The 21,600-nt window shown below is 64.3% G+C and carries 25 protein-coding genes and 4 tRNA genes; 8 read left to right on the plus strand and 21 right to left on the minus strand.

Annotated features, from left to right (window positions below):
* Nucleotides 1-4: 4 nt before the first annotated feature.
* The 14 genes from U4Y91_RS29840 to rph form a co-directional block, all read right to left on the minus strand.
* Nucleotides 5-595, minus strand: a complete 591-nt coding sequence (locus tag U4Y91_RS29840) for a hypothetical protein (RefSeq protein ID WP_321808072.1) — start codon at nucleotides 593-595, stop codon at nucleotides 5-7.
* A complete protein-coding gene (locus tag U4Y91_RS29845) occupies nucleotides 592-1,080 on the minus strand; it encodes a hypothetical protein (RefSeq protein WP_321808073.1) in 489 nt (162 codons plus the stop codon). Before U4Y91_RS29845 ends, U4Y91_RS29840 begins: the two co-directional genes overlap by 4 nt.
* Complete coding sequence (locus U4Y91_RS29850; protein ID WP_321808074.1) at nucleotides 1,077-1,358, minus strand: hypothetical protein; 282 nt, start codon at nucleotides 1,356-1,358, stop codon at nucleotides 1,077-1,079. The genes U4Y91_RS29845 and U4Y91_RS29850 overlap by 4 nt, the downstream gene beginning before the upstream one ends.
* Complete coding sequence (locus U4Y91_RS29855; RefSeq protein WP_321808075.1) at nucleotides 1,355-3,565, minus strand: AAA family ATPase; 2,211 nt, start codon at nucleotides 3,563-3,565, stop codon at nucleotides 1,355-1,357. The genes U4Y91_RS29850 and U4Y91_RS29855 overlap by 4 nt, the downstream gene beginning before the upstream one ends.
* Nucleotides 3,562-3,969 (minus strand): hypothetical protein, encoded by a 408-nt coding sequence (locus tag U4Y91_RS29860; protein WP_321808076.1) that lies wholly within the window; start codon nucleotides 3,967-3,969, stop codon nucleotides 3,562-3,564. The genes U4Y91_RS29855 and U4Y91_RS29860 overlap by 4 nt, the downstream gene beginning before the upstream one ends.
* A gap of 165 nt (nucleotides 3,970-4,134) precedes the next feature.
* Nucleotides 4,135-4,407, minus strand: a complete 273-nt coding sequence (locus U4Y91_RS29865; RefSeq protein ID WP_321808077.1) for an XRE family transcriptional regulator — start codon at nucleotides 4,405-4,407, stop codon at nucleotides 4,135-4,137.
* Between the two features lie 150 nt (nucleotides 4,408-4,557).
* Nucleotides 4,558-4,881, minus strand: a complete 324-nt coding sequence (locus U4Y91_RS29870; RefSeq protein ID WP_321808078.1) for a transcriptional coactivator p15/PC4 family protein — start codon at nucleotides 4,879-4,881, stop codon at nucleotides 4,558-4,560.
* Complete coding sequence (locus U4Y91_RS29875) at nucleotides 4,878-5,096, minus strand: transcriptional regulator (protein WP_321808079.1); 219 nt, start codon at nucleotides 5,094-5,096, stop codon at nucleotides 4,878-4,880. Before U4Y91_RS29875 ends, U4Y91_RS29870 begins: the two co-directional genes overlap by 4 nt.
* 114 nt (nucleotides 5,097-5,210) lie before the next feature.
* Nucleotides 5,211-5,846 (minus strand): hypothetical protein, encoded by a 636-nt coding sequence (locus tag U4Y91_RS29880; RefSeq protein ID WP_321808080.1) that lies wholly within the window; start codon nucleotides 5,844-5,846, stop codon nucleotides 5,211-5,213.
* A gap of 91 nt (nucleotides 5,847-5,937) precedes the next feature.
* The gene (locus tag U4Y91_RS29885; RefSeq protein WP_321808081.1) at nucleotides 5,938-7,176 is read right to left on the minus strand and encodes a tyrosine-type recombinase/integrase; all 1,239 of its coding nucleotides are present in this window, start codon (nucleotides 7,174-7,176) and stop codon (nucleotides 5,938-5,940) included.
* A 259-nt stretch (nucleotides 7,177-7,435) separates the two neighbouring features.
* A tRNA-Ser gene (locus U4Y91_RS29890) sits at nucleotides 7,436-7,523 on the minus strand.
* Between the two features lie 42 nt (nucleotides 7,524-7,565).
* Nucleotides 7,566-8,780 (minus strand): radical SAM family heme chaperone HemW, encoded by a 1,215-nt coding sequence (gene hemW / locus U4Y91_RS29895; protein ID WP_321808082.1) that lies wholly within the window; start codon nucleotides 8,778-8,780, stop codon nucleotides 7,566-7,568.
* A gap of 34 nt (nucleotides 8,781-8,814) precedes the next feature.
* Entirely contained in the window at nucleotides 8,815-9,444 is a 630-nt protein-coding gene (gene rdgB, locus U4Y91_RS29900; RefSeq protein WP_321808083.1) for an RdgB/HAM1 family non-canonical purine NTP pyrophosphatase, read from the minus strand.
* Complete coding sequence (gene rph, locus U4Y91_RS29905; RefSeq protein ID WP_124487793.1) at nucleotides 9,437-10,177, minus strand: ribonuclease PH; 741 nt, start codon at nucleotides 10,175-10,177, stop codon at nucleotides 9,437-9,439. The genes rdgB and rph overlap by 8 nt, the downstream gene beginning before the upstream one ends.
* Before the next feature lie 175 nt (nucleotides 10,178-10,352).
* Between rph and U4Y91_RS29910 the strand changes: the two genes are divergently transcribed.
* The 4 genes from U4Y91_RS29910 (at nucleotide 10,353) to U4Y91_RS29925 (ending at nucleotide 14,657) form a co-directional block, all read left to right on the plus strand.
* On the plus strand, nucleotides 10,353-11,276 hold the full coding sequence (locus tag U4Y91_RS29910; protein WP_321808084.1) for a YicC/YloC family endoribonuclease: 924 nt from the start codon (nucleotides 10,353-10,355) through the stop codon (nucleotides 11,274-11,276).
* A gap of 6 nt (nucleotides 11,277-11,282) precedes the next feature.
* Nucleotides 11,283-11,966 carry a guanylate kinase gene (gene gmk, locus U4Y91_RS29915; RefSeq protein WP_321808085.1) on the plus strand — a complete coding sequence of 228 codons (684 nt, stop codon included), beginning with the start codon at nucleotides 11,283-11,285 and terminating at the stop codon, nucleotides 11,964-11,966.
* Nucleotides 11,967-12,024: 58 nt separating this feature from the next.
* Nucleotides 12,025-12,228, plus strand: a complete 204-nt coding sequence (gene rpoZ, locus U4Y91_RS29920; RefSeq protein ID WP_006756189.1) for a DNA-directed RNA polymerase subunit omega — start codon at nucleotides 12,025-12,027, stop codon at nucleotides 12,226-12,228.
* A gap of 62 nt (nucleotides 12,229-12,290) precedes the next feature.
* A complete protein-coding gene (locus tag U4Y91_RS29925; RefSeq protein ID WP_321808086.1) occupies nucleotides 12,291-14,657 on the plus strand; it encodes a bifunctional (p)ppGpp synthetase/guanosine-3',5'-bis(diphosphate) 3'-pyrophosphohydrolase in 2,367 nt (788 codons plus the stop codon).
* A 180-nt stretch (nucleotides 14,658-14,837) separates the two neighbouring features.
* On the opposite strand, the gene U4Y91_RS29930 is transcribed toward U4Y91_RS29925, so the two are convergent.
* From U4Y91_RS29930 to U4Y91_RS29940, 3 genes are all read right to left on the minus strand, one after another.
* Nucleotides 14,838-14,914, minus strand: a tRNA-Arg gene (locus tag U4Y91_RS29930).
* Between the two features lie 61 nt (nucleotides 14,915-14,975).
* A tRNA-Arg gene (locus tag U4Y91_RS29935) sits at nucleotides 14,976-15,052 on the minus strand.
* A gap of 67 nt (nucleotides 15,053-15,119) precedes the next feature.
* A tRNA-Arg gene (locus U4Y91_RS29940) sits at nucleotides 15,120-15,196 on the minus strand.
* Between the two features lie 131 nt (nucleotides 15,197-15,327).
* Here U4Y91_RS29940 and greB point away from each other — a divergent pair.
* Nucleotides 15,328-15,891, plus strand: a complete 564-nt coding sequence (gene greB, locus U4Y91_RS29945; RefSeq protein WP_124496799.1) for a transcription elongation factor GreB — start codon at nucleotides 15,328-15,330, stop codon at nucleotides 15,889-15,891.
* 108 nt (nucleotides 15,892-15,999) lie between these two features.
* Here greB and U4Y91_RS29950 read toward each other — a convergent pair whose 3' ends face one another.
* Complete coding sequence (locus tag U4Y91_RS29950; protein WP_321808087.1) at nucleotides 16,000-17,142, minus strand: porin; 1,143 nt, start codon at nucleotides 17,140-17,142, stop codon at nucleotides 16,000-16,002.
* 509 nt (nucleotides 17,143-17,651) lie between these two features.
* Complete coding sequence (locus U4Y91_RS29955) at nucleotides 17,652-17,921, minus strand: hypothetical protein (RefSeq protein WP_321808088.1); 270 nt, start codon at nucleotides 17,919-17,921, stop codon at nucleotides 17,652-17,654.
* A gap of 393 nt (nucleotides 17,922-18,314) precedes the next feature.
* Between U4Y91_RS29955 and U4Y91_RS29960 the strand changes: the two genes are divergently transcribed.
* A complete protein-coding gene (locus tag U4Y91_RS29960) occupies nucleotides 18,315-18,518 on the plus strand; it encodes a cold-shock protein (protein WP_321808089.1) in 204 nt (67 codons plus the stop codon).
* Between the two features lie 162 nt (nucleotides 18,519-18,680).
* On the plus strand, nucleotides 18,681-19,808 hold the full coding sequence (locus U4Y91_RS29965; protein ID WP_321808090.1) for an exonuclease domain-containing protein: 1,128 nt from the start codon (nucleotides 18,681-18,683) through the stop codon (nucleotides 19,806-19,808).
* Between the two features lie 119 nt (nucleotides 19,809-19,927).
* Here U4Y91_RS29965 and U4Y91_RS29970 read toward each other — a convergent pair whose 3' ends face one another.
* The gene (locus U4Y91_RS29970) at nucleotides 19,928-20,521 is read right to left on the minus strand and encodes a chorismate mutase (RefSeq protein WP_124521672.1); all 594 of its coding nucleotides are present in this window, start codon (nucleotides 20,519-20,521) and stop codon (nucleotides 19,928-19,930) included.
* Between the two features lie 227 nt (nucleotides 20,522-20,748).
* Nucleotides 20,749-20,895 (minus strand): hypothetical protein, encoded by a 147-nt coding sequence (locus tag U4Y91_RS29975; protein ID WP_009690993.1) that lies wholly within the window; start codon nucleotides 20,893-20,895, stop codon nucleotides 20,749-20,751.
* Nucleotides 20,896-21,093: 198 nt separating this feature from the next.
* Here U4Y91_RS29975 and U4Y91_RS29980 point away from each other — a divergent pair, with 198 nt between their 5' ends.
* Nucleotides 21,094-21,483 (plus strand): DUF2946 domain-containing protein, encoded by a 390-nt coding sequence (locus U4Y91_RS29980; RefSeq protein ID WP_321808091.1) that lies wholly within the window; start codon nucleotides 21,094-21,096, stop codon nucleotides 21,481-21,483.
* Nucleotides 21,484-21,600: the final 117 nt, after the last annotated feature.

Consider the following 21,600-nt stretch of genomic DNA (forward strand, 5'->3'; position numbering starts at 1 on the left):
TCCGTCAATGCAGCAGCCGTGGGCCCGGTCGGGTGCTCGTCGAAACACCGTCTGGGATCAGGAAGCCGTCGAGCACGCCGCCGGGGCCGAACGCGCCGCTCATCGCCCGCTCGCCGTCAGGTGTGTCGAGCCATTCGCAATATGCCGCGTGCAGCGCATCGAAGAACGTTCCGCTTTTCCATTCCTTGTCTCGGTGCTCGGCAGAGTCCTCCAAGCCGTCCACGAAGACCAGGCGCGTGAACCCGTGCGACTCGTCGAGGCCGGCGCGATCGGCGACATTGACGTTCAGGGCATCGCAGCGCTCGGCGAGATCGAGCGCTGCGTCGATCAGGTGCGCAGCGCGCAACAGCAGGCCGCCGAACCGGCGCATCGTCTCCTCATGGTGCTCGGCGGCTGCCTCAAGCGCTGTCGCGGTGACCCTCAGGCTGCTGATTCGCGCGCGGTCGAACGGGTTGCCGCGATGGATCAGGAGTCGCATGCGCCGCTCGACCAGCCGGCGCTCGTCGAGGAGGGCGTCGCGCGCCGCCGCGGCGCGCCGAAGCGACCGGCGCACCTTGGCAATGTAGAGGTATGCCAGCTTCTTGGTCTCGCTCATCGGTCGAACCTCCATGCCCGCCGGCTTGCTGCCTGCCGTGCCTGCTCCTCGGTGCGCGCCACGTGGAGCCGCTCCCGGAAGTAGGCGAGATCGGGCCGGAGCGTGCTGATCGGCTGGCGCTCGATCGCACCGATCACGAGGTCGTAGTCGTCATCGGGCCAGTGCTCCAGCTTCGCCAGCGCGTCGACGACTTCGAACAGCTCGCGCTGCATTGCCGAGAGCTGGTGCGGATCGATGTACGGCCCCCACGGTAGATACATGCCACCATCTCCCGACTGCAAGGCGCCCACGCAATCGTCCGGCAGCTGCTCGCTCGGCCGATTCGCGGTTTGCAGGTAGGCGAGGATTTCCGCCTTGTGCGGGGCGAGCTTCGCGCGGATTGCGTCCATGGCTTCGTCTGAGCCGCGCAGCTTGACCGTGCCGTCACGCAGATAGACGCGCACGCCTGCCGCCTCGGCATCGCAAATAAGAGACTGGATGTTCATCGCGACTCCTTTTCAGGATCTGCGGCTCGGCAGATGGCTAGAGCGCCGAAGAAAGCCGTTCGATATACATTCTTTTCGTGGCTGCTCATCTTCCAGATGTTGCGTTCGTGCCATCGCATGGAGTCAGCGAGCGCCGCGGTGTCCGATAGCTTCCCGGGCTCGAACATCTGCCCGAGCGCCTCTCCAACTGCGCCGTCGACAATCCGCCGGTGGGCCTCATCGCACTCAAACGCAGCGGCGAACGAGTAAGCGAGATCGAATATCCGGTCGTCCGTCATAGGGCCTCCTCGCGGCCATCAGAGTCTGGCGGATTCCCCGAAGGCTTCACTCCCTCTGCCGTGAATTCTTCGGCGGAAGCTGGAAAAGGGACGGACCGCAAACCCGCGTGGTTACGGAAGAATTCACGACCCCCCGAAGAATTCACGGTATAGAGAGTGGAATTCTTCGTGAATTCTTCGTCGCCTGAATTCTTCGGCAGCGCCCATTCCCATCCCTCCTTCATGCCGAGCTTCCGCTTCTCGACCTTCAGATCGGAAGCTGCCCGAAAGATGGTTGCCCGACTGAACCCGGCTCCGTCAGCGTCGCGCCACAGGTCTTTGGCGTTGATCGGTCCGTCCGCAAGAATGCTGGCAAGGAAATCACGCGCCTCATCGCGCGGCCCCCTTTCTTCATCCTGCTGCTCCACGTCGCCGAGAATCTCGCGAGCGTTGCCGTCGATCATGTCGCCCCAGACAACGCGGCTGGCCTGAATACCGTTGGCATCGGCAAGCTCAAGCGTGTAGCTCACACCGCCGTCGTCCGGCGCAATGTTGGACTTTGCGCGGGCCAGAATTCGGCGCTCCGCAGCCTCATCCTTGCCGGCTACGAGCACCATGCGGGCGAGCGCAACAAACGCTTGGGAGCCGATGACACGCTCGGCCGGCGAGCTGCCCTTGGTGCCCTTAGCAAAGTGGCTGATGCCGAGCACCGCGCACCGATGGCTCGCCGCCATGTCGACCAACGCTTGCAGGTTGCGGCGCACGTCATTGACCCGGTGAGCATCGCCGGATACCGCCGATACGATTGGATCGACGATGAGCATCGCCGCGCCACCCATTTCTGAGAGACGCTCCGCAAGCAGCGGAATATCGTTGGACGGGTCGAAAGGTTGGATCTCGCCGTTTGCGCCGGTGCTGCCCGAGACAATATGGATCCGATCCAGGTCCGCGCCCGCGGCGGTCAGGCGAGGCGCGATGGTATCGGCCGGGTTGTCTTCGCCGGACCAGATCAACACATTGCCCGTGCGGTTACAGGTGGTGCCGTCCGGCCACTTGCCGCCACGCGAGACCGTTGCCGCCAACGCGATAGCGAGGGTCGTTTTTCCGGTACCAGGCGAACCAGCAAGCAGAGTCAGCTTTCCTTCGGGAAGCCAGTCCGGCCACAGCCATCGGATGGCCTCCTGAACGATGTCCGATGCGCGTGTGAGTAGGACGGTCGGTCGCGCGCTCTGAGTGACCTTGGCGACGCCACCCGGCGCCGTCGCCGCTTCCACACAAGCTCGCACGGCTTCCAGGCCGTCGAGGGCGTGCAGGTCGTTGAAGTCGCTGGCCTTGTCCGGACGATCAGCGCCGAAGTCTGGCACGGCGAGCAGGGCGTCGACCACGCGCGCGGCCTCCGTGGCCTTCGTCATGCCCGGATTACCAGCCGTCGCTGTATCGTCGTCGGCACAGATCACGATGCGCAGGCGGGGATACTTGGTCCGCCATGCCTTCGCCACGCTCACGAGGTTTCCAGCGTTCATCGCCGCGGCCACCGGGTGGCCAGTCGCTTCGTGCAGCGAGCAGGCGGTCGCGAATCCCTCGCACACAAGCAGCGGCGTACCGTTACCGGGCTTGGGGCCGGCACTTACCCCGACGAAGCACCCGCTGATCCGGCCGCCCGTCTGGAACGACTTGTTGCCACCCGGCTGGATGTACTGCGCCGAATGATGCACGCCGTCGACGTCCTGAATCTTGACGACGAGCTGCTCGCGCAGTTGCTTGGCGCCGTATGGCTTGATCCGCTTCGCGCGCAGATAAGCATGGTCGGCGTGGACGGTGCCGGCCTTCTCCCAAAGCTCGCGGGCCTTGCAGGCGGCTTCAGACTGCGTGCGCTCGTGACGTTCGGTCGCCTCTTTGGCTTCCTGCTCGCGCGCGGCACGACGCCGCTCGCGCTCGGCAGGATCGATCTGCTTGAGCGGTTCGCTCTCTACGTACCCATGCTCGATTGCCTTCTTGTACAGAGTGGCGATCGTGATGCCGCCGGCCTTGAACGAGCGCCAGACCGACCGCGCATCGCTCTCGCTGTAGCTCTTGGCAGCGCGAGACCAGTCATCCCATAGATCGAAGCCGCCATCTCCAAGCTCCGCCTTGACGGCCATTCCCATTTGAACCCACGTGTCGCGGTCGTCGGCCGGAACATGGCTCAGTGCCGCGCGGATGCGTTCCTCTTCCGCATATACGCTCATGCACCCTCCATAGCTGGTGAGGAGTGCTCAGCGCTGCGCATACACCGAGACGCACTCTTTTCAAGTTGGGCGGCCATCCGCTTGCGCAGTGCGTGTTCCGCATCCGAACCGATCTTGGCCATCTTCCCGATCAGTTCGATCTGGTTGGCGATGACGAAGAGGAGGCTAGTTTGGTGGTCGTCTTGAAGTGCGCCGGATGGCACCTCATTTCCGCACCGATCCTCGTTGATCAGGCAGCCGATGCCGGCCACATTTTGGCTAAGGGCCTCAGCCGCCTCGGCCGCGTCTTCCGACGCGCACGCCAGGCGCTCGAGTTCCTCATTCGTCGCGTTTTTCGTATCGAACTGGTCCCAAAGGAAATTCAGGAGACCTGCGGCATCCGTGCGGAACGGGAGATTAGACATGGCTATGCCCCTCCGTGCGAGCGAGGTCGGCCAGGCGGCGGAGGGCGTCGCCGGTGATGTCGAGAGCGTCTTGGTAGGTGGGGGCGAGCGCTGCAGTGCGCAGCGCGTCGCGAACGATGGAGGTGAGGGTTTGCGGGAATTGGGCGTGCGTGCGACCCGCCTGGATTACGGCTTGTCCAGCTCGATTGTCGCGCCGGCCGATCGCATGCGATCCAGCACACGCTCCAGCGTCGCAGGGTCGAGTTCCAGCCGCGCCGTTGCGAAGAACAGCATGTGCATGCCCATGTCGCGGCGATTCGCAGAGTCCGCCGCCATGTATTTGCGCCACTGGGCGCCAGACGACACTCCGAACAATTCGGCCATTTCGGTGCTGCTCATCCCGAGCTGATCTTTCAGCCGCTTCAGGTCGTCCGCAGACGGCGGTGTGTAGTTGGTCATCGGGTTTGAGTGCGCGCGCAGGCGCACGAAGAAATGTCTTCATGATCGGCGTCCTTTCGGAGATTCGGGTCGCGCGGAGTGCGAGACCCATGATCGTGAAGGTAGCCCCTTTGGGTATGTTTGTCAATTCCGAAGAGTAATGCAAGCGCATCAGTTCACCCCCTTCGGATCAGCAGCCTGAGCGGCCAGTCGGAGCGCTTGCATGACCTCGCCGACCTGGTCGGGGCGCAGCGACACACCAGCGCGGCCGGGCTTCCATTCGCCGCCGTCCGTAACGAACCAGACGCGCAGGTCGACGAGTGTGCGGCCGCGGTACTCGCTGACCGTGATCCTCAGACGCTCGGAGTCAGACCGGCGCGTGTCGAGAAAGCATGTCGAGTGGTCGACGGACGAGGTATCATTTTGTCGGGTCGTCTGGGTCGCGCTCTTGCCGGAGTCGCGGCCCTTTTCATTTTGGGTCGTCGGAAACGTCATGCGTGCGCTCCCGTGAGAACCGCGCGAAGCGCGCCGACGTTCCAGCGGGTCGAGCCGCCGATCTTGATGGGCTTGGGAAGGGCGCCGCTCTTTGCGCGGTCCCAGACGGTGGAAACGTTGCAGCCGCACAGGGCGGCCACAACGGTGTCACTGACTCCGGCAGCGTTCGGGAGGCTGTCGAAATTTTGGAGGGCTTGGCTGTCTGCTTTCTTCATCGTACCGACTCTCGGAAACGCCCGGGATTGGGCGGGTCGATACGAAATCTATTGCCGAAAACAGCGACTGTCGCCACTCGTACTGGCAGACTGCGCTTGCTGCAAGCTAACTGCTCAGCCTTCTTGCTCGCTGCTCAGTGTGCTGGCAGGGTGACGCTTTTCCTCGTCCCATTCCCGGCACCAGTCCTCGATTACTTTGGTGCTGGTCAAATGCTCGCACTTCGTGAGCATGTCGCGCGCAAATGCCGCCTTTGACGAATACGAATCCGACCGCATTTGCCAATCTGTCCAGCACTGGCGAACGAATGCCTTCTCTGTTTGCTTGGGGTCGTTTGCGTGACGAGCAAAGCCCCCTTTGCGCGCAAGCGAGGTGAGTGGGCTTGTACAAGCGTCATTCCGCATACCGGATAGCCGGCCAACCCAATGCTGCGCTTGCACGATGCAATCCCACGCCTTATCGCGGTCACCCGTTAGACGCGCAGAAACAGACTCCGCTGCGAAAGCGCAAGTCATTCGCACAAGGATCACCTGAGCTGCGATCCCCGAAATTCCGTCGCCGCACTTTACTTCGCGTTCCCATTCAAAATAAATGTCTTCGGCACGAGGCATCCCCGTGTCTCGGGTTGGTGTGATGAACTGTCGCGCGAACTCGTCTTTCGAGATGTCGCCTGCAATTTCGATATAGTGGTTATATGCGTCCAACATCGTTCCCGATGCCCATGACGACAGTACATCTCTCTGTGCATCCATTGCTTGCCCAGTAGCAAAGCCCTAGTTTGGAGCCGCGCCGGCCGGGTAGGGCACCCGGTTTTCGCCCCGTCGAGCTAGGCGCGGCAAACCTTCACGCCGTCTTGTTGATCGGTATCACGTCGCCGCCGTCGTGCGGCTTCGAAATGAACTCCGCCCAATCTGCCATCATCCGGCGGCGCTTCTCTAGCACGTCGCCCCGCCAGTAGGCGGCCTCCGTTGCATCTGCCTTGATGTGGGCGAGGGCGACTTCGGCCAGCTCGCGCGGATAGTTGGTGTACTCGCCGGCCCAGTCACGAAACGTCGAGCGGAAGCCGTGCGGCGTCGCCTCGAGGTGTTGTCGACGCATCAGCTCGAGCAGCGACATGTCGCTCAGGACGCCGCCGGAGCGCGGGCTCGGGAATACCAGGTCTTTATCCTCGTCGCGCTCGATCGCCTTCAGGAGCTCAATGGCCGCCGGCGAGAGGGGCACGCGGTGCTCCTTCTTCGCCTTCATGCGCTCCGGCGGGACAGACCATATGCCGCGCTTCAGATCGACCTCGCCCCATGTGGCGCCACGGGCCTCGCCCGATCGTGCCGCGGTCAGGATCGCGAACTCCAGGCATCGCGCACTGACGCCCTCGGTCGCGCGCAACGCCTGCATGAAGGCGCCCATTTGCTCGATCGGCAGGGCGGGGTGATTCCGCACGCGCTTGGTCCGCTTCGGTGCAGGTAGCAGCTTGTCGAGGTTGCCGCGCCACATGGCGGGGTTGGTTCCGTCATCGCGGAAGCCTTTCACCTTGGCCCAATCAAGGATGGCTTCGAGCCGGCCGCGGAGCCGCGACGCCGTTTCTGTCTTCGTCGTCCAGATGGGCTCGAGGACTTCCATGATGTGTGCACGTGCTACGTGCCGCACCATCAGCGCGCCGATCTTGGGATAGGCGTATTCAGCGAGCGTGTTGCGCCACTGGTCGCCGTGCTTGGTGTTCTTCCATTCCGGGGCCTTGGCTTTGATGAACCGCTTCGCAGCCTCTTCGAACGTGACTTCGAACGCCTGGCTGGCACGGAGACGGCTTGCCGCCTCTTTGCGAGCCAATACAGGGTCGACGCCAAGCGCGATCGCGTCGCGTGTCTCCTGAGCCTTCTCGTGCGCTTCTTTGAGCGATACGGACTGGTAAGCGCCAAGGCCGATCTCGCGCCGCCGGCCGCCAACCATTACGCGCAGGATCCACGAGCGAGATCCAGTCGGCGTGATCTGCAGCGCGAGTCCAGCAACATGGCCTACGGCGTGCGTGCCAGGAGTGGAGAGTCGAGATACGGCCAGCGCGCCGAGCTCTTTTGCCGTCTTGGGCATGACCAAATCGAACTGTTCGCAGAGAGGCCCGCCAGGCGGGGCTTTGGAGAGTTCGGCGGAGAGTTTTCCGGAAGTGGCATGACGTCATGCTTGCGCACGTGCAACCCGCCAACCGACCCACCAAAAACTCTACGACTTATTCAGATTGGAGGCAACCGATTCAGAGGGAATGTTTCTGTAATAAATCTCTGAGAGGCTTGTCCGGCGGGCGTTTCGCCGATTGAATCCGACTGATCCGGATAAATGGGGAATGATGATCTGGCGGAAGCGGTGAGATTCGAACTCACGGACAGTTTCCCGTCGCCGGTTTTCAAGACCGGTGCCTTAAACCGCTCGGCCACGCTTCCACACGAGGCGGCATTGTAACCGAAATGCCGCCTCGTTCCGCCTCAATCGTCACGCAGGAACAATTCCTGCAAGTCGTTGAGGAAGCGTTGGCCGAGCGGCGTCGGCGCGATCTGCGCGAAATCGCGCGTGATCAGCCCGCGCCGTTCCGCTTCCTTCAGTGCCGGCTCGATCGTGCCGATCGGCAAGCCCGTGCGTTCGACGAAGCTGTGCACGGGAAAGCCCTCGACGAGCCGCAGCGTGTTCAGCATGAACTCGAACGGCAGGTCGCGCGCACCGACTTCACGCTCTTCCTGCACCGGCGTGCCGGCCATCGCCTGTTCGATGAAGGTGGCCGGATGCTTGTAGCGTGCCTGTCGCAGGATCCGGTTCGGGAACGACAGCTTCGTGTGCGCGCCCGCGCCGATCCCGAGATAGTCGCCGAAGCGCCAGTAGTTCAGGTTGTGCTTGCACTGATGATTCGGCTTCGCATACGCGGACACTTCGTAGCGGTCGTAGCCGGCCTCGGCCGTGCGCGCGTGGATCCATTCCTGCATGTCGGCAGACGCGTCGTCGTCGGGTACCGCGGGTGGAAACTTCGCGAACAGCGTGTTTGGCTCGAGCGTCAGGTGATACAGCGACAGATGCGGCGGCGCGTACGACAGCGCGGTCTCGATGTCGGCCCGGCATTCGTCGAGCGTCTGGTTCGGCAGCGCGAACATCAGGTCGAGGTTGAAGTTGTCGAACGTCTTCGCGGCGATCTCGACGGCCGCGCGCGCCTGCGCGGTGTCGTGAATACGGCCGAGCGCCTTCAGATGGCCTTCGTTGAAGCTCTGGATGCCGACCGACAGGCGGTTCACGCCGCTCGCGCGGAATTGCGCGAACTTCGCGGCCTCGAACGTGCCCGGGTTCGCCTCGAGCGTGATCTCGGCGTCGGCATCGAGCGGCAGCAGCGCGCGCACGTCGGACAGCAGCCGGTCGAGGCCGGCCGCGGACAGCAGGCTCGGCGTGCCGCCGCCGATGAACACCGTATGCACCTGCCGGCCCCAGACGAGCGGCAGCGCCTGTTCGAGATCGGCGCGCAGCGCATCGAGGTACTCGGTTTCCGGAAACCGCTCGCCTTTCCACTCGTGCGAGTTGAAATCGCAGTACGGGCACTTGCGCACGCACCACGGAAAATGCACGTACAGCGCGAGCGGCGGCAGCGACGTGAGCCGTACCTGCCCGGGCGACGTGAAGGTCGCGACGACGCGCGCGCCGGTTTCCGCCGCCTGGCTCATGCGGCCTCCGGTTGCGAATGCGTGACGAAGACGATCATGCCGATTCCTCCGCGAGCCGCGCGAGCAGTGCCTTCAGCGCGAGCGCGCGATGGCTGTGCGTGTTCTTCACGGCCGGCTCGAGTTCGGCCGCCGTCGCGCCGAGCGACGGCAGGTGGAAATACGGGTCGTAGCCGAATCCGTGCTCGCCGCGCGGCGTGTCGACGATCTCGCCCACCCAGCGACCTTCGGCGAACAGCGGTTCGGGATCGTCCGCGTGGCGCACCAGCGCGAGCACGCAGCAATAGTATGCGCGTCGGTCTGCGACGCCGCGCAGCTGCTCGACGAGGTACGCATTGTTGGCCGCGTCGCCCTTGGCGCCGCCCGCGCGCTGCGCGTAGCGCGCCGAATAGACGCCCGGTGCGCCGCGCAGCGCGCGCACGCACAGCCCCGAATCGTCGGCGATCGCCGGCAGGCCGGTGAGCCGCGACGCGTGCCGCGCTTTCGTCAGCGCATTCTCGATGAACGTGCCGAACGGTTCTTCCGCCTCGGGCACGGCCAGGTCGCCCTGCGGCACGATCTCGATGCCGACCGTCGAGAACAGCGCGGTGAATTCGCGCAGCTTGCCGGCGTTGTTCGACGCGAGCACGATGCGCGACAGCGGCGCGAGGGTGCGATCATCAGACATGGCCGGCGCCCAGCACGTCCTTCTGCAACTGCACGAGCTGGCCGATCCCGTTTTGCGCGAGGTCGAGCAGCGCGTTCATCTCGGCGCGCGAGAACGGCACGCCTTCGGCGGTGCCCTGGACTTCGACGAAGCCGCCGGCGCCCGTCATCACGACGTTCATGTCGGTATCGCACTGCGAATCTTCGGCGTAGTCGAGATCGAGCACGGGCGCGCCTTCGTACACGCCGACCGAGATCGCGGCGACGTGGTCGGTGATCGGCGAGCGCGCGAGCTTGCCCGCCGCGATCAGCTTCGACACGGCGTCGTGCGCGGCGACGAAGGCGCCGGTGATGCTCGCGGTGCGCGTGCCGCCGTCGGCCTGGATCACGTCGCAGTCGATGTGGATCGTGCGCGGGCCGAGCGCCTCCAGATCGAACACCGCGCGCAGCGCGCGGCCGATCAGGCGCTGAATTTCCTGCGTGCGGCCCGTCTGCTTGCCGCGCGCCGCTTCACGGTCGCTGCGCGTGTGCGTCGCGCGCGGCAGCATCCCGTATTCGGCCGTCAGCCAGCCCTGGCCGCGATCGCGCAGGAATTCGGGCACGCGTTCGGCGACGCTCGCGGTGCAGATCACCTTGGTATCGCCGAATTCGACGAGTACCGAGCCTTCGGCGTGTTTCGTGTAGTGGCGCGTGAGGGCGACCTTGCGCAGTTCGTCGGCGCGGCGGCCGCTCGGGCGGGACAGGGAAGACGTCATGGGGGAATCGTGGAGGGAAGAGGAAACCCCGATTTTAGCGCCGAACGGCAGGCGTGCCCGGCGGGGTGGGACGCAAAAATGGGATAATGCGCGCTTCCCGCCCCGCGCCTTGCAATGCGCCGGGCGCCTCGACATATTCCCGCCCGTGAAGGGCACCCAGACGGCGAGACGAACCATGATCTACAGCATGACGGGCTATGCGAGCGCGACGCGCGAACTCGTGACGGCCACCGGCAACGGCGGCACCAGCGTGTCGGTCGAACTGCGCACCGTGAATTCGCGCTTTCTCGACCTGAATTTCCGCATGCCGGACGACGTGCGCGCGTGCGAACCCGCGCTGCGCGAAATGCTGATGAACAAGCTGTCGCGCGGCAAGGTCGACGTGCGCATCAACCTGCAGCGCGGCGAGCAGAGCATCGGCGCGGGTGCGCTGAACCAGTCGGCGCTCGGCCAGCTTGCCGAACTCGAGCGCTCGGTGCTCGATTCGTTCCCGGGCGTCGGCCGCCTGCGCGCGGGCGAGATCCTGCGCTGGCCGGGCGTGCTCGCCGAGAGCGGCGTGTCGGCGGAAGCGATCCGCGACGCGGTGCTCGCGTGCGGCAAGGAAGCGATCGGCGAGCTCGTCGTCGTGCGTTCGCGCGAAGGCGCGCAACTGGCGACGATGCTGCTGTCGAACGTCACCGAAATGGAAGCGATCGTCGCGCGCATCACGCCGCTCGTGCCGGAGCTGATCGCGAAGCATCAGCAGAAGATCGTCGAGCGGCTGCAGGAAGCGCTCGGCATCGCGGCGCCTGAAGGCAGCGCGCCGATCGTCACGCGCGAGGAAGCCGCGGAACGCATTCGTCAGGAAGTGACGATGTACGGCATCCGGATCGACATCGCGGAAGAGCTGTCGCGACTCACCGCGCACCTGAACGAAACGCGTCACGTGATCGAGAAGGGTGGCCGCGTCGGCAAGCGTCTCGACTTCATGATGCAGGAACTGAATCGCGAAGCAAACACGCTCGGCTCGAAGGCGGCGGCGAAGGAACTGGCCGACTCATCGATGGCGCTCAAGCTGTTGATCGAGCAGATGCGTGAGCAAGTGCAAAACCTGGAGTAAAGCAACATGACCGATTCCCACCGCGACGGCCACGCGTCGCATGCGCTGCACGGCGGCGTCTATCCCGGCAACCTGTTCATGGTCATCGCGCCGTCGGGTGCCGGCAAGTCGACGCTCGTGAACGCGCTGCTGTCGAAGGACAGCGACATCTGCCTGTCGATTTCGTACACGACGCGCAAGCCGCGCCCGGGCGAGCAGGACGGCCAGCACTATCACTTCACGACCGTCGAGGATTTCCGCGTGCGCCACGCCGCGCACGAATTCCTCGAAAGCGCGGAAGTGCACGGCAACTATTACGGCACCTCGCGCGTCTGGATCGAAGAGCAGATGATGAACGGCCACGACGTGCTGCTCGAGATCGACTGGCAGGGCGCGCAACAGGTGAAGAAGCAGTTCCGCAACGCGGTCGGCATCTTCATTCTGCCGCCGTCGCTCGACGCGCTCGAGGAACGTCTGAAGAAGCGCGGGCAGGACGAGCCGAACGTGATCACGCGGCGCCTGCTCGCCGCCGGCAGCGAGATGGCGCACGCATCCGAAGCGGAATACGTCGTGATCAACGAGAATTTCGATCGTGCGCTCGCCGAACTCGAATGCATCGTCGCGGCCACGCGCCTGCGCTTTGCTTCGCAGTACGCGCGACACGCGGAGCTGTTCATCGAGCTCGGCATCCATCTGCCCCACGCGGAATGACGCGAGGGTAGAGGGACATAAGGTAGAATAACGACTATATTCAGAAGGAATTTCCAACATGGCTCGCATTACCGTCGAAGACTGCCTGAAGCAAATCCCCAACCGCTTCGAACTGGCGCTCGCCGCCACCTACCGCGCGCGGCAGCTCGCGCAAGGCCATACGCCGAAGATCGAGAGCCGCGACAAGCCGACCGTCGTCGCGCTGCGCGAGATCGCCTCGGGCCATGTCGGCGTCGAGATGCTGAAGAAGGTGCCGGTTTAACGCGCTCCGGCCCGTTCCAGCCATGTAGTCCACGCGCGCAACGACTCGACCTGGAGGCGAATATGAGCACCACCCCATCGTCCGCCTCCGCGGATTCGACCACCGAAGCCACGGCCCAGTCGCCTGCGCGCCAGTACATCGACGCGGTCCTCGAACAGTCCTTTCGGCACCTGTTCGGGCCGACCGCCACGCCGGAGCAGCCGCGCAAGCACGGCGTCGTTTCGATCGCGAAACTGACGGGCGTGCTTGCCGAGTATCTCCCTCCGGAAGAAATCAAAGAGGTCAAGGCGGCGTTCCACTTCAGCGACGAAGCCCACCTCGGTCAATATCGCCAGAGCGGCGAACCCTACATCACCCATCCCGTCGCCGTCGCGGAAATCTGCGCCGGCTGGAAGCTCGACGCGCAAGCCGTGATGGCGGCGCTGCTGCACGACGTGATGGAAGACCAGGGCGTGACCAAGAGCGAGCTGGCCGAGCGGTTCGGCCCGAAGGTCGCGGAGCTGGTCGACGGCCTGTCGAAGCTCGACAAGATGGAGTTCCGCAGCCGCGAGGAAGCGCAGGCGGAAAACTTCCGCAAGATGCTGCTCGCGATGGCGCGCGACGTGCGCGTCATCCTCGTCAAGCTCGCCGACCGTCTGCACAACATGCGCACGCTCGGCGCGGTGCCGATGGAAAAGCGCCGCCGCGTCGCCCGCGAGACGCTCGACATCTATGCGCCGATCGCGCACCGCCTCGGGTTGAACAACACGTATCGCGAGCTGCAGGACATGAGCTTCGCGAACTTCAACCCGCATCGCTACGCGACGCTCGAGAAGGCCGTGAAGGCCGCGCGCGGCAATCGCCGCGAAGTGATCAGCAAGATTCTCGAGGCCGCTCAGCGCGCGATGGGCGACGCGAAGCTCGACGCCGAGATCACCGGCCGCGAAAAGACGATCTACAGCATCTATCGCAAGATGCGCGACAAGCAGCTGTCGTTCTCGCAGGTGCTCGACGTGTACGGCTTTCGTGTCGTCGTCGAGAGCCCGCTCGACTGCTACACGTGCATCGGCGCGCTGCACGCGCTGTACAAGCCCGTGCCCGGCAAGTTCAAGGACTACATCGCGATCCCGAAGATCAACGGCTATCAGTCGCTGCACACGACGCTGGTCGGCCCGTTCGGCGCGCCGATCGAGTTCCAGGTGCGCACGCGCAAGATGCACGAGATCGCCGAGGCCGGCGTGGCCGCGCACTGGCTGTACAAGAACGGCGGCGCGGACCTGAACGACGTGCAGAAGCGCGCGCACCAGTGGCTGAAGTCGCTGCTCGACATCCAGAGCGAAGCCGGCGATTCGAGCGAGTTCCTCGAGCACGTGAAGATCGACCTGTTCCCGGATGCGGTCTACGTGTTCACGCCGAAGTCGAAGATCATGGCGCTGCCGCGCGGCGCGACGGCGCTCGATTTCGCGTATTCGATCCACAGCGATCTCGGCAACCAGTGCGTGGCCGTGAAGATCAACAACGAGTTGCTGCCGCTGCGTACCGAGCTGAAGAGCGGCGACATCGTCGAGGTGATCACCGCGCCGTATTCGAAGCCGAACCCCGCATGGCTCGGCTTCGTGCGCACCGGCAAGGCGCGCTCGGCGATCCGTCACTACCTGAAGACGATGCGCCTGAACGAGTCGGTGCAGCTCGGCGAGCGGCTCGTCGACCAGAGCCTCAAGGGTTACGGGCTCGCGCTGGCCGATGTCGGACCGGAAGTGTGGGAGAAGCTCGTCCAGTGGACGGGCAACAAGAGCCGCCAGGAAATCTTCGCGGACATCGGCCTCGGCCGCCGCGTCGCCGCGGTGATGGCCAAGCGCATCGAGGTGCTGATGAGCGGCCGCGATGCGGACGACGATCTGCCGAAGTCCGAGCGGCATCCCGTGCACAATGCGCCGCCGGTCGTCATCACCGGCACCGAAGGGATGTCCGTGCAGCTGTCTGCATGCTGCCGGCCGATTCCGGGCGACGCGATCATGGGCTATATCGGCATCGGCCTCGGGATGGCGATTCATACGACGGATTGCCGGGTCGCGCAGCGCATCCATCGCCGCGATCCGGGCCGCTGGATCGACGTCGAATGGGCGCCGCAGCCGGGTCGTCTGTTCGACGTCGCGGTGAAGGCGCTCGTGAAGAACACGAAGGGCATCTTCGCGCGCGTCGCGGCGGACATCACGTCGGCGGACGCGAACATCGTCCACATCGCGATGGACGAGGATCTGACGCACGAATCGACGGTGCTGCGCTTCGTGATCCAGGTAAGCGACCGCGTGCATCTCGCGAACGTGATGCGGCGCGTGCGGACCAATCCGGACGTGATGCGGATCATGCGCGAGCGCTCGACCGACGACAGCGTGCATGCGCGTCATGACGGCGGCATGCGCATCGAGCGCGAGCGGCAGGATTACTGACGCTGCGCGCGGGTTCGCGGCGGGATGTGACGGCGGCCACGGGCCGCCGTTTTCGTTCGTGCTGCGGGCCAGGCGGTGTTGTGCAGTGGCAACCCGGCTCGAGTCGAGCGGGGCGATGGCCAAAGAGAAGAGGGGGCGGAAAAGAAAAAAGGGCCTTCCCGGAGGAAGGCCCTTCTGAGGTGGCGCGGCTGGCAGGATTCGAACCCACGACCCCTTGGTTCGTAGCCAAGTACTCTATCCAACTGAGCTACAGCCGCACGCAAAGCGGTACTACTTCAACTGTCGGAACCTTCTACGGTGGGAAGGTTCCCAAAAAGGTGGCGCGGCTGGCAGGATTCGAACCCACGACCCCTTGGTTCGTAGCCAAGTACTCTATCCAACTGAGCTACAGCCGCACGCAACAACAAAACGCTACAACATCGAACTGAAAGGGCCTTCGGTTGGGAAGGCCCTCGAAAAAGGTGGCGCGGCTGGCAGGATTCGAACCCACGACCCCTTGGTTCGTAGCCAAGTACTCTATCCAACTGAGCTACAGCCGCACGCAGAAGCGGAAGTATAGCAGGGTTGCATAAAAAGGGAAGCCTTATTCGCAAAAAATGTCGCCTGATCTTGGGAGGGCCGCCTTCGTGTACCCTTGAAGCATCAGTCATCCATGTGTTGAATCTGCACCATGAACAAGGCGTTTGTCAAAGAGTCGGACGGCGACGACGACGATCTCGATCCGGGTCAGCCCGCGATTCCGGCGGGCACGAAGAATTACATCACCCCGGCCGGCCACAAGCGGCTCAGGGACGAGCTCCTGAACCTGATCGACGTCGAGCGTCCCGAAGTCGTGCGGCTGGTGTCGTGGGCCGCGTCGAACGGCGACCGGTCGGAGAACGGCGACTACATCTACGGCAAGCGGCGGTTGCGCGAGATCGACCGCCGGATCCGCTTCCTGACGAAGCGGCTCGATCTCGCCGAAGTCGTCGACGCGAGCCGCCAGGAGAACGTCGACCAGGTGTTTTTCGGCGCGACCGTCGATTACGCGACGCCGGACGGCGAGGATCACACCGTTACCATCGTCGGGATCGACGAGGTCGATCTCGATCGCGGTTGCGTCAGCTGGATCTCGCCGGTCGCGCGGGCGCTCATCAAGGCGAAGATCGGCGATACCGTCACGCTGATGACGCCGGCCGGTCCTCAGCCGATCGACGTGCTCGACGTTCGCTATCCGGCATCGGGCAGCGCGTGAGCATGGCGCGGCGCATGCGCGCGGCGCAGCGCTGAAACGAACGAGCGCCCCGGGTGGGGCGCTTCGTCATGACGGTCCTGGCCGAACGGCCGGAGTCACGCGCATTGCTCAGAAGCGATGGCGCATGCCGGCCGTGACGGCGATCTGCTTGTTGGTGGACGACGCGGTGCCGAGGCCGTTGATGTTCGCGCCGATCGCCAGGCCGTCCGCATTGACCCGCTGGTATTCGCCCTGCAGGTACAGGTCGGTGCGCTTCGACAGCGCATAGTCGGCCTGCAGGTTGAACTGGTGCCAGCTCGGCGTCTGGCCGTCGAGACGGCTGTCGGTGTAGGTGTACGAGCCGGCGAGCGAGAACGCCGGCGTCAGCGCGTAGCGGCCGTTTACTTCGTAATTGTTGAAGCGCGTGCCGCCGGTGAGCGGGATGCCGCCCGACACGCCGGACTGCCCGGCGCTGATTCTGGCCGAATCGGTCAGGCGTGTCTGTGTGAACACGAAGCCGGCCGTCGCGGGCCCGAACGTGTAGTTGAGGCCCGCGCCCCAGGTGCGCTGACGGCTCGCCCCGAAGGTCCAGTCGCCGGCTACCGCGCCGGGGTCGCTGGCCGCGAGCGCCAGCGCGTTGACGTTGTTGTTCAGCTGCATGTACGCGGCCGCGACGTTGAAGCCCATGTAGCTGTACGACGCGCCGACGCTGTACGCGCGGTTGTTCGAGAAATTGCTGGAATTCGAGAAGCCGTACAGCGCGCCGAATTTCAGGCCGCCGTAGTTCGCGCTCTGATACTTGACCGAGTTGTTGATCCGGAACGAGTTGTTCAGGTTGTCGTTGTCGAACGGGTGCGCGAACTGCGTGCCGCCGTACTGGGTGCCGGTCAGCGACAGCGGGCCGAGGAAATCGACGACGCTGTCGTACTGGCGGCCGAGCGTGAGCGAGCCGTAGCTATCGTGCGCGAGCCCGACGAACGCCTGGCGGCCGAATTCGCGGCCGTTCTGCTTGAGTGAACCGTTATTGATGCCGAAGCCGTTTTCCAGCGTGAAGATCGCCTTCAGCCCGCCGCCGAGATCCTCGGTGCCGCGCAGGCCCCAGCGGCTGCCGTTGATCGAGCCGCTCGTCTCCTGCCACGCGCTGTGACCACCCTGGTTGTTCGTGTAGGTGATGCCGGCGTCGATCAGGCCGTACAGCGTGACGGCGCTTTGCGCATGGGCGCCGGTGGCATACGCGCCCGCCAATGCCGCGACGATCAGGGTCTTTTTCATGATCTGTCTCCAAACAGGATGATGTCGATCGAACCTGCTGCGGGCATCGGCGGCGTCGCAGGTTGGCGACGCCGTGCGCATTGGGCGCGGTACCCTCGTCGGATATCCATTTGCAGTGTACGGATCGGTCCGGGCGTAAACGAAAATTGCTTCCCGCAATACTGTATTTTGAATCCGGCAAGAATCAGCATATGCGCCGAGAGCCCCGGCCATCAAGACTTTGCGGCAATGCAGCACGAGAAAAAAGCAATCAGGACTGCGTATCGGGTGTCGCGGGCGTTGCGCGATCGCGACAGGCGATCAATGACGGGCGAGAGTGGGCCTAGCGCGATTATTGACACATCGGCAATAGAGGTTTGTGTGGAGCATGGATAATGAAAGGTTGTTCTCTCGCTATACTGCGATCTCTGCTTTCCGAAGCAGACTTTTTCGTTGACGGAAAAGATCTCCAAACCTTTGTCGGCGCGACTTCCCAGTCGCGCTTTTTTTTCGCCCTGTCGTTCCGATCCCTACTGCGCGTACGAGCGCCGTTTGCGCTTGCGCTTGCCGGTCGGCTGCGTGTCGTCGGCTTCGGCCTGCGGCGGCGTGTACGTCCAGTCTTCCATCACGTAGTGACGGGCGTCCAGCGGTGACGCCAGCAGGTTCTGCCAATGATCACCGTGCCAGGTCGGGTCGAACTCGGTGTCGCACGGCGCTTCACGGGACTCGGCCAGCGCGCGGGACTTGCGGCGTACGCGTGCAAGCCGGCTCGCGAAGCGCTTGAATCCGTCCAGCCACATGGCCTTCTCCTTCCATTGCCTTTGCACCAGCATCGCAACGTCCCCGGTTTACCGCAACCCGGAAAAAACCCGAGGAATTTACCGAAGCGATTCGTCCCCGGTATGTTTTTCATGATTTCGATTATTGATGATCCGATCCCGGTAATATTGACAGGTCCTTGATGCGGATCAATTAATAAAAGACGATCGTGTACCGATTCCAGTGGTATTGGCGTTTTTTTGATAAAGAAAGCCTACAAAATTCCCTTGACGCGCCCGGATTGTCCAATTTATAAAGTCAGCACTCCGTCCCCGGGCGGAGCGCTGGGGGGAGTGTCGGCGCGCCGTTGCGGGATTTCGGGAAGCGGCTATAAACAATAGCTTTTTTGATCTAAACGAGTGGGGAACGAAGGTATGGATACCGGTATCGTAAAATGGTTTAACGATGCTAAAGGTTTTGGTTTTATTACGTCCGACAATGACGGCGAAGATTTGTTTGCGCACTTTTCCGAAATCCGGATGGACGGCTTCAAAACGCTGAAGGAAAACCAGCGCGTTTCCTTTGACGTGAAAGTCGGGCCGAAAGGCAAGCAGGCAGCGAATATCCAGGCGGTCTGACGCGCCACGCCTTGCCGATCACGTCCGGCCCCCGCATCGCGGGGGCTTTTTGCTTTCTGGGGGCACGAAAGCCAGCGGCCGGCGAATCGATTCGGGTTCGGACTGGTCGCGAACACACCTGCCGGTGCATACTCACGAAAGCATCGTTTCCCCCGTCTTTTCATGTCCGATTCCCGTCCGTCCGATCCCGCCTGCGACCAGCCACTCGTCTTCGTCGACCTCGAAACCACCGGTGGCTCGTCCGCCGAGCACCGCATCACTGAAATCGGCGTGGTCGAAATCGGTCCGCTCGGCGTATCGACCTGGACCACGCTGGTCAATCCGGGACAGTCGATTCCGCCGTTCATCCAGCAGCTGACGGGCATTTCCGACGAGATGGTGCGCGACGCGCCGTCGTTTGCGTCGCTCGCGCCCGCGCTGTTCGAGCGGCTCGACGGCAAGCTGTTCGTCGCGCACAACGCGAGCTTCGACCGTGGCTTCCTGCGCGCCGAATTCGAGCGCGCCGGCATCGCGTTCAATCCGGACGTGCTGTGCACGGTGCGCCTGTCGCGCGCGCTGTTTCCGCGCGAGGCGCGGCACGGACTCGATGCGCTGATCGAGCGGCATGGCCTCGTTCCGGCCGCCCGCCACCGGGCGCTCGCGGATGCCGATCTCCTTTGGCAGTTCTGGCGGCAATTGCACGAGATCGTGCCGCTCGAGCGTCTGCGCGACCAGATTGCGCGCACGACGCGCCACTTCCGTCTCGCGGGCGGCATGACCGAAGCGTGGCTCGATACCGCGCCGGCCGGATGCGGCGCGTACGCGCTGTTCGGGGAGGACGGCCAAGCGCTGTATATCGGCCGCAGCGTGCGCGTGCGACAGCGCTTGCGCGCGCTGCTGACCGGCGAGCGGCGCTCGTCGAAGGAAATGCGGATTGCGCAGCAGGTACGGCGGGTCGAGTGGCGGGAGACCGGCAACGAACTGGGCGCGATGCTCGCCGAAGCGCAGTGGATCGCCCGCCTGCGTCCGTCATACAACCGGCGTCCCGCAGCCGATCACGCCCGTGCGGGCAATGCACCCTGGCCGTTCGACGGTGCGGTCGCTTTCGAAGCGAGTGGCGAGCGCCGCCTGTTTCACGTGATCGACGGCTGGCGCTACCTCGGTACGGCCGAATCGCTCGACGCGGCCGTGCGGCTCGTGGCCGACGGCGCGGACGGCGCGTTCGAACCCCATACCCATCGTCTGCTGCAGACGCATCTCGCACGCGGCCTGCAACTCATTCCGCTCGCGGCACTTACGCCTGCCGACTGAGCAGCGCCGGCTGCGGTGCGCAACGCCATGGCTCTCAGCCGTCAGCCGTCAGCCGATCGCACTGACGCCTGCGACTGAGCAGCGCGGGCTGTGGCGCGCGACGCCATGGCCGTCGGCCGTCAGCCGATCGCGCTGGCGCCGCCGGCGGCGCAGACGTGCGACAGCGCGGTGCCGAGCGCCTGCGTCTGGGTGGAGTCGTAGCGGGTGAGCGTCTTCCAGTTCGCGATGCTGCGTGCGAGCCGCGCCTGGCAGTCGGGTGCGTCGCGCAGCGGTGCGACTTGCGCGAGGCCCGTCAGCATCTTTTGCGTGAGCTGGTCGAGCGCCGGGCGCGTGCTGGTTGCGAGGTCGGGCGGCGTGCCTTCCGGCGGCTGCGTCGCGCGCCACTTTGCAAAGAGCGCGTTCTGCACGTCCTTGCTCGCGGCGATCTGATCCTCGAAAAACGTGCGCGCGAACGCCGGATCCACGCCGGACTGTGCGGCGCGCTTCTCCACCGATGCGAGCAGTGCCGCTTCGCGCGGCCGATCCTCGATCGCCTGGTGGTTCGCCCATTTCCATCGTGCGACGGGTTCGGCAAGCGCGAGCCGCTGCGATGCGAGCGCGACGAGATTGGTGAGCGCCGTGTCGTCGCCGTCCGCGCGCGCGATATGTGGTGACGAAAAAAGGGCGACGCCGAGCGCGGCGACAGCGACGCTGGCACGAATGGCTTGTTTCATCGGAACGATCGGGAGAGGGGAGAGCCGGACGGGCCGGAGGTGGAAAACCAGAAGGATAGACGAAGACAGTCGCGCGGCGGAGCGACGCGACAGAAGAATCAGCGGACGCGCTGATCCGGCACCGTCAGGCCGTTGCAGCCCGGGTGCGAAGCGATCTGCGCCGAAAACGCAGCGATGAACCGCACGATATCGATCGACACGTGGCGGTTACAGAACGGAATATAGGTTCACTTCGGCGAGTACAGCTTGTGCTGCTCGTCGAAGAATGCCCGGACGTGCTCGGGCAATTCGGCGAGGAATTCCACGCCGACGGGTTCCGGATCCGGGCTCATCACTTGCTCGGGCGGGGGCATGCGGGTTGGTCTTTCGTCCATGGTCGTTTCTCCAGCGGGTTCAATAATTATCAACCTCGCGCTTGGATTTATGCCAGCAGCGAATCGTTAGATTTTGTCTCTGTTGTATTAACGGCACATGCGCTGCTGCGCGCCGTGCGATGCCGACTATCACACCCTGCGCGGTCGGCAACAATCGGGCCGCTTGCTATACTTGCGCGCACTTTTTCCTGGACCGCGATGAAACGAACGACGCGATGGATCGGCCTCGTATGGCTGGCGCTGGTACTGAACGTACTGTCGCCCGTCGTCGGCTACGCGCGTCTCGCATCGAGCGGTTCCGGCGGGCTCACGCTCGAGTTGTGCAGTGCGGCAGGCGCTCGCCAGGTCGTCCTCGCGCAGTCCGGCGACGACCGCGGCGCGTCGTCGTTCGATCATGCCGGCGCGCCGCACTGCGTGTACTGTCCCGGCTTCGCGGCGAACGTCGCGCTCGGCACGAGCCTGCCCGCGTTGCCGGGTTTCGTACGCGCGTTCGCGTACCGGGCGGCCGCCCCGGCCGTTCCCGATGTTCCCCGCACGGGCATCCGTCTCGCGCAGCCGCGCGGTCCGCCTGAAAACGTCCCGATCTGATTGATATCGTTCGCGCGCCCCGGTGGCGCGCGTGCCGCCCGCGGCCCGGTCCGCGCGCCGTGCCGTCTGCGCGCGGCGCGTTGGCTCGCGTCCGGCGGCGTCCGGTCACGTTTTTCA

It is taken from the genome of Burkholderia sp. BCC1993, assembly GCF_905339865.1.
Taxonomy (GTDB): Bacteria; Pseudomonadota; Gammaproteobacteria; order Burkholderiales; family Burkholderiaceae; genus Burkholderia.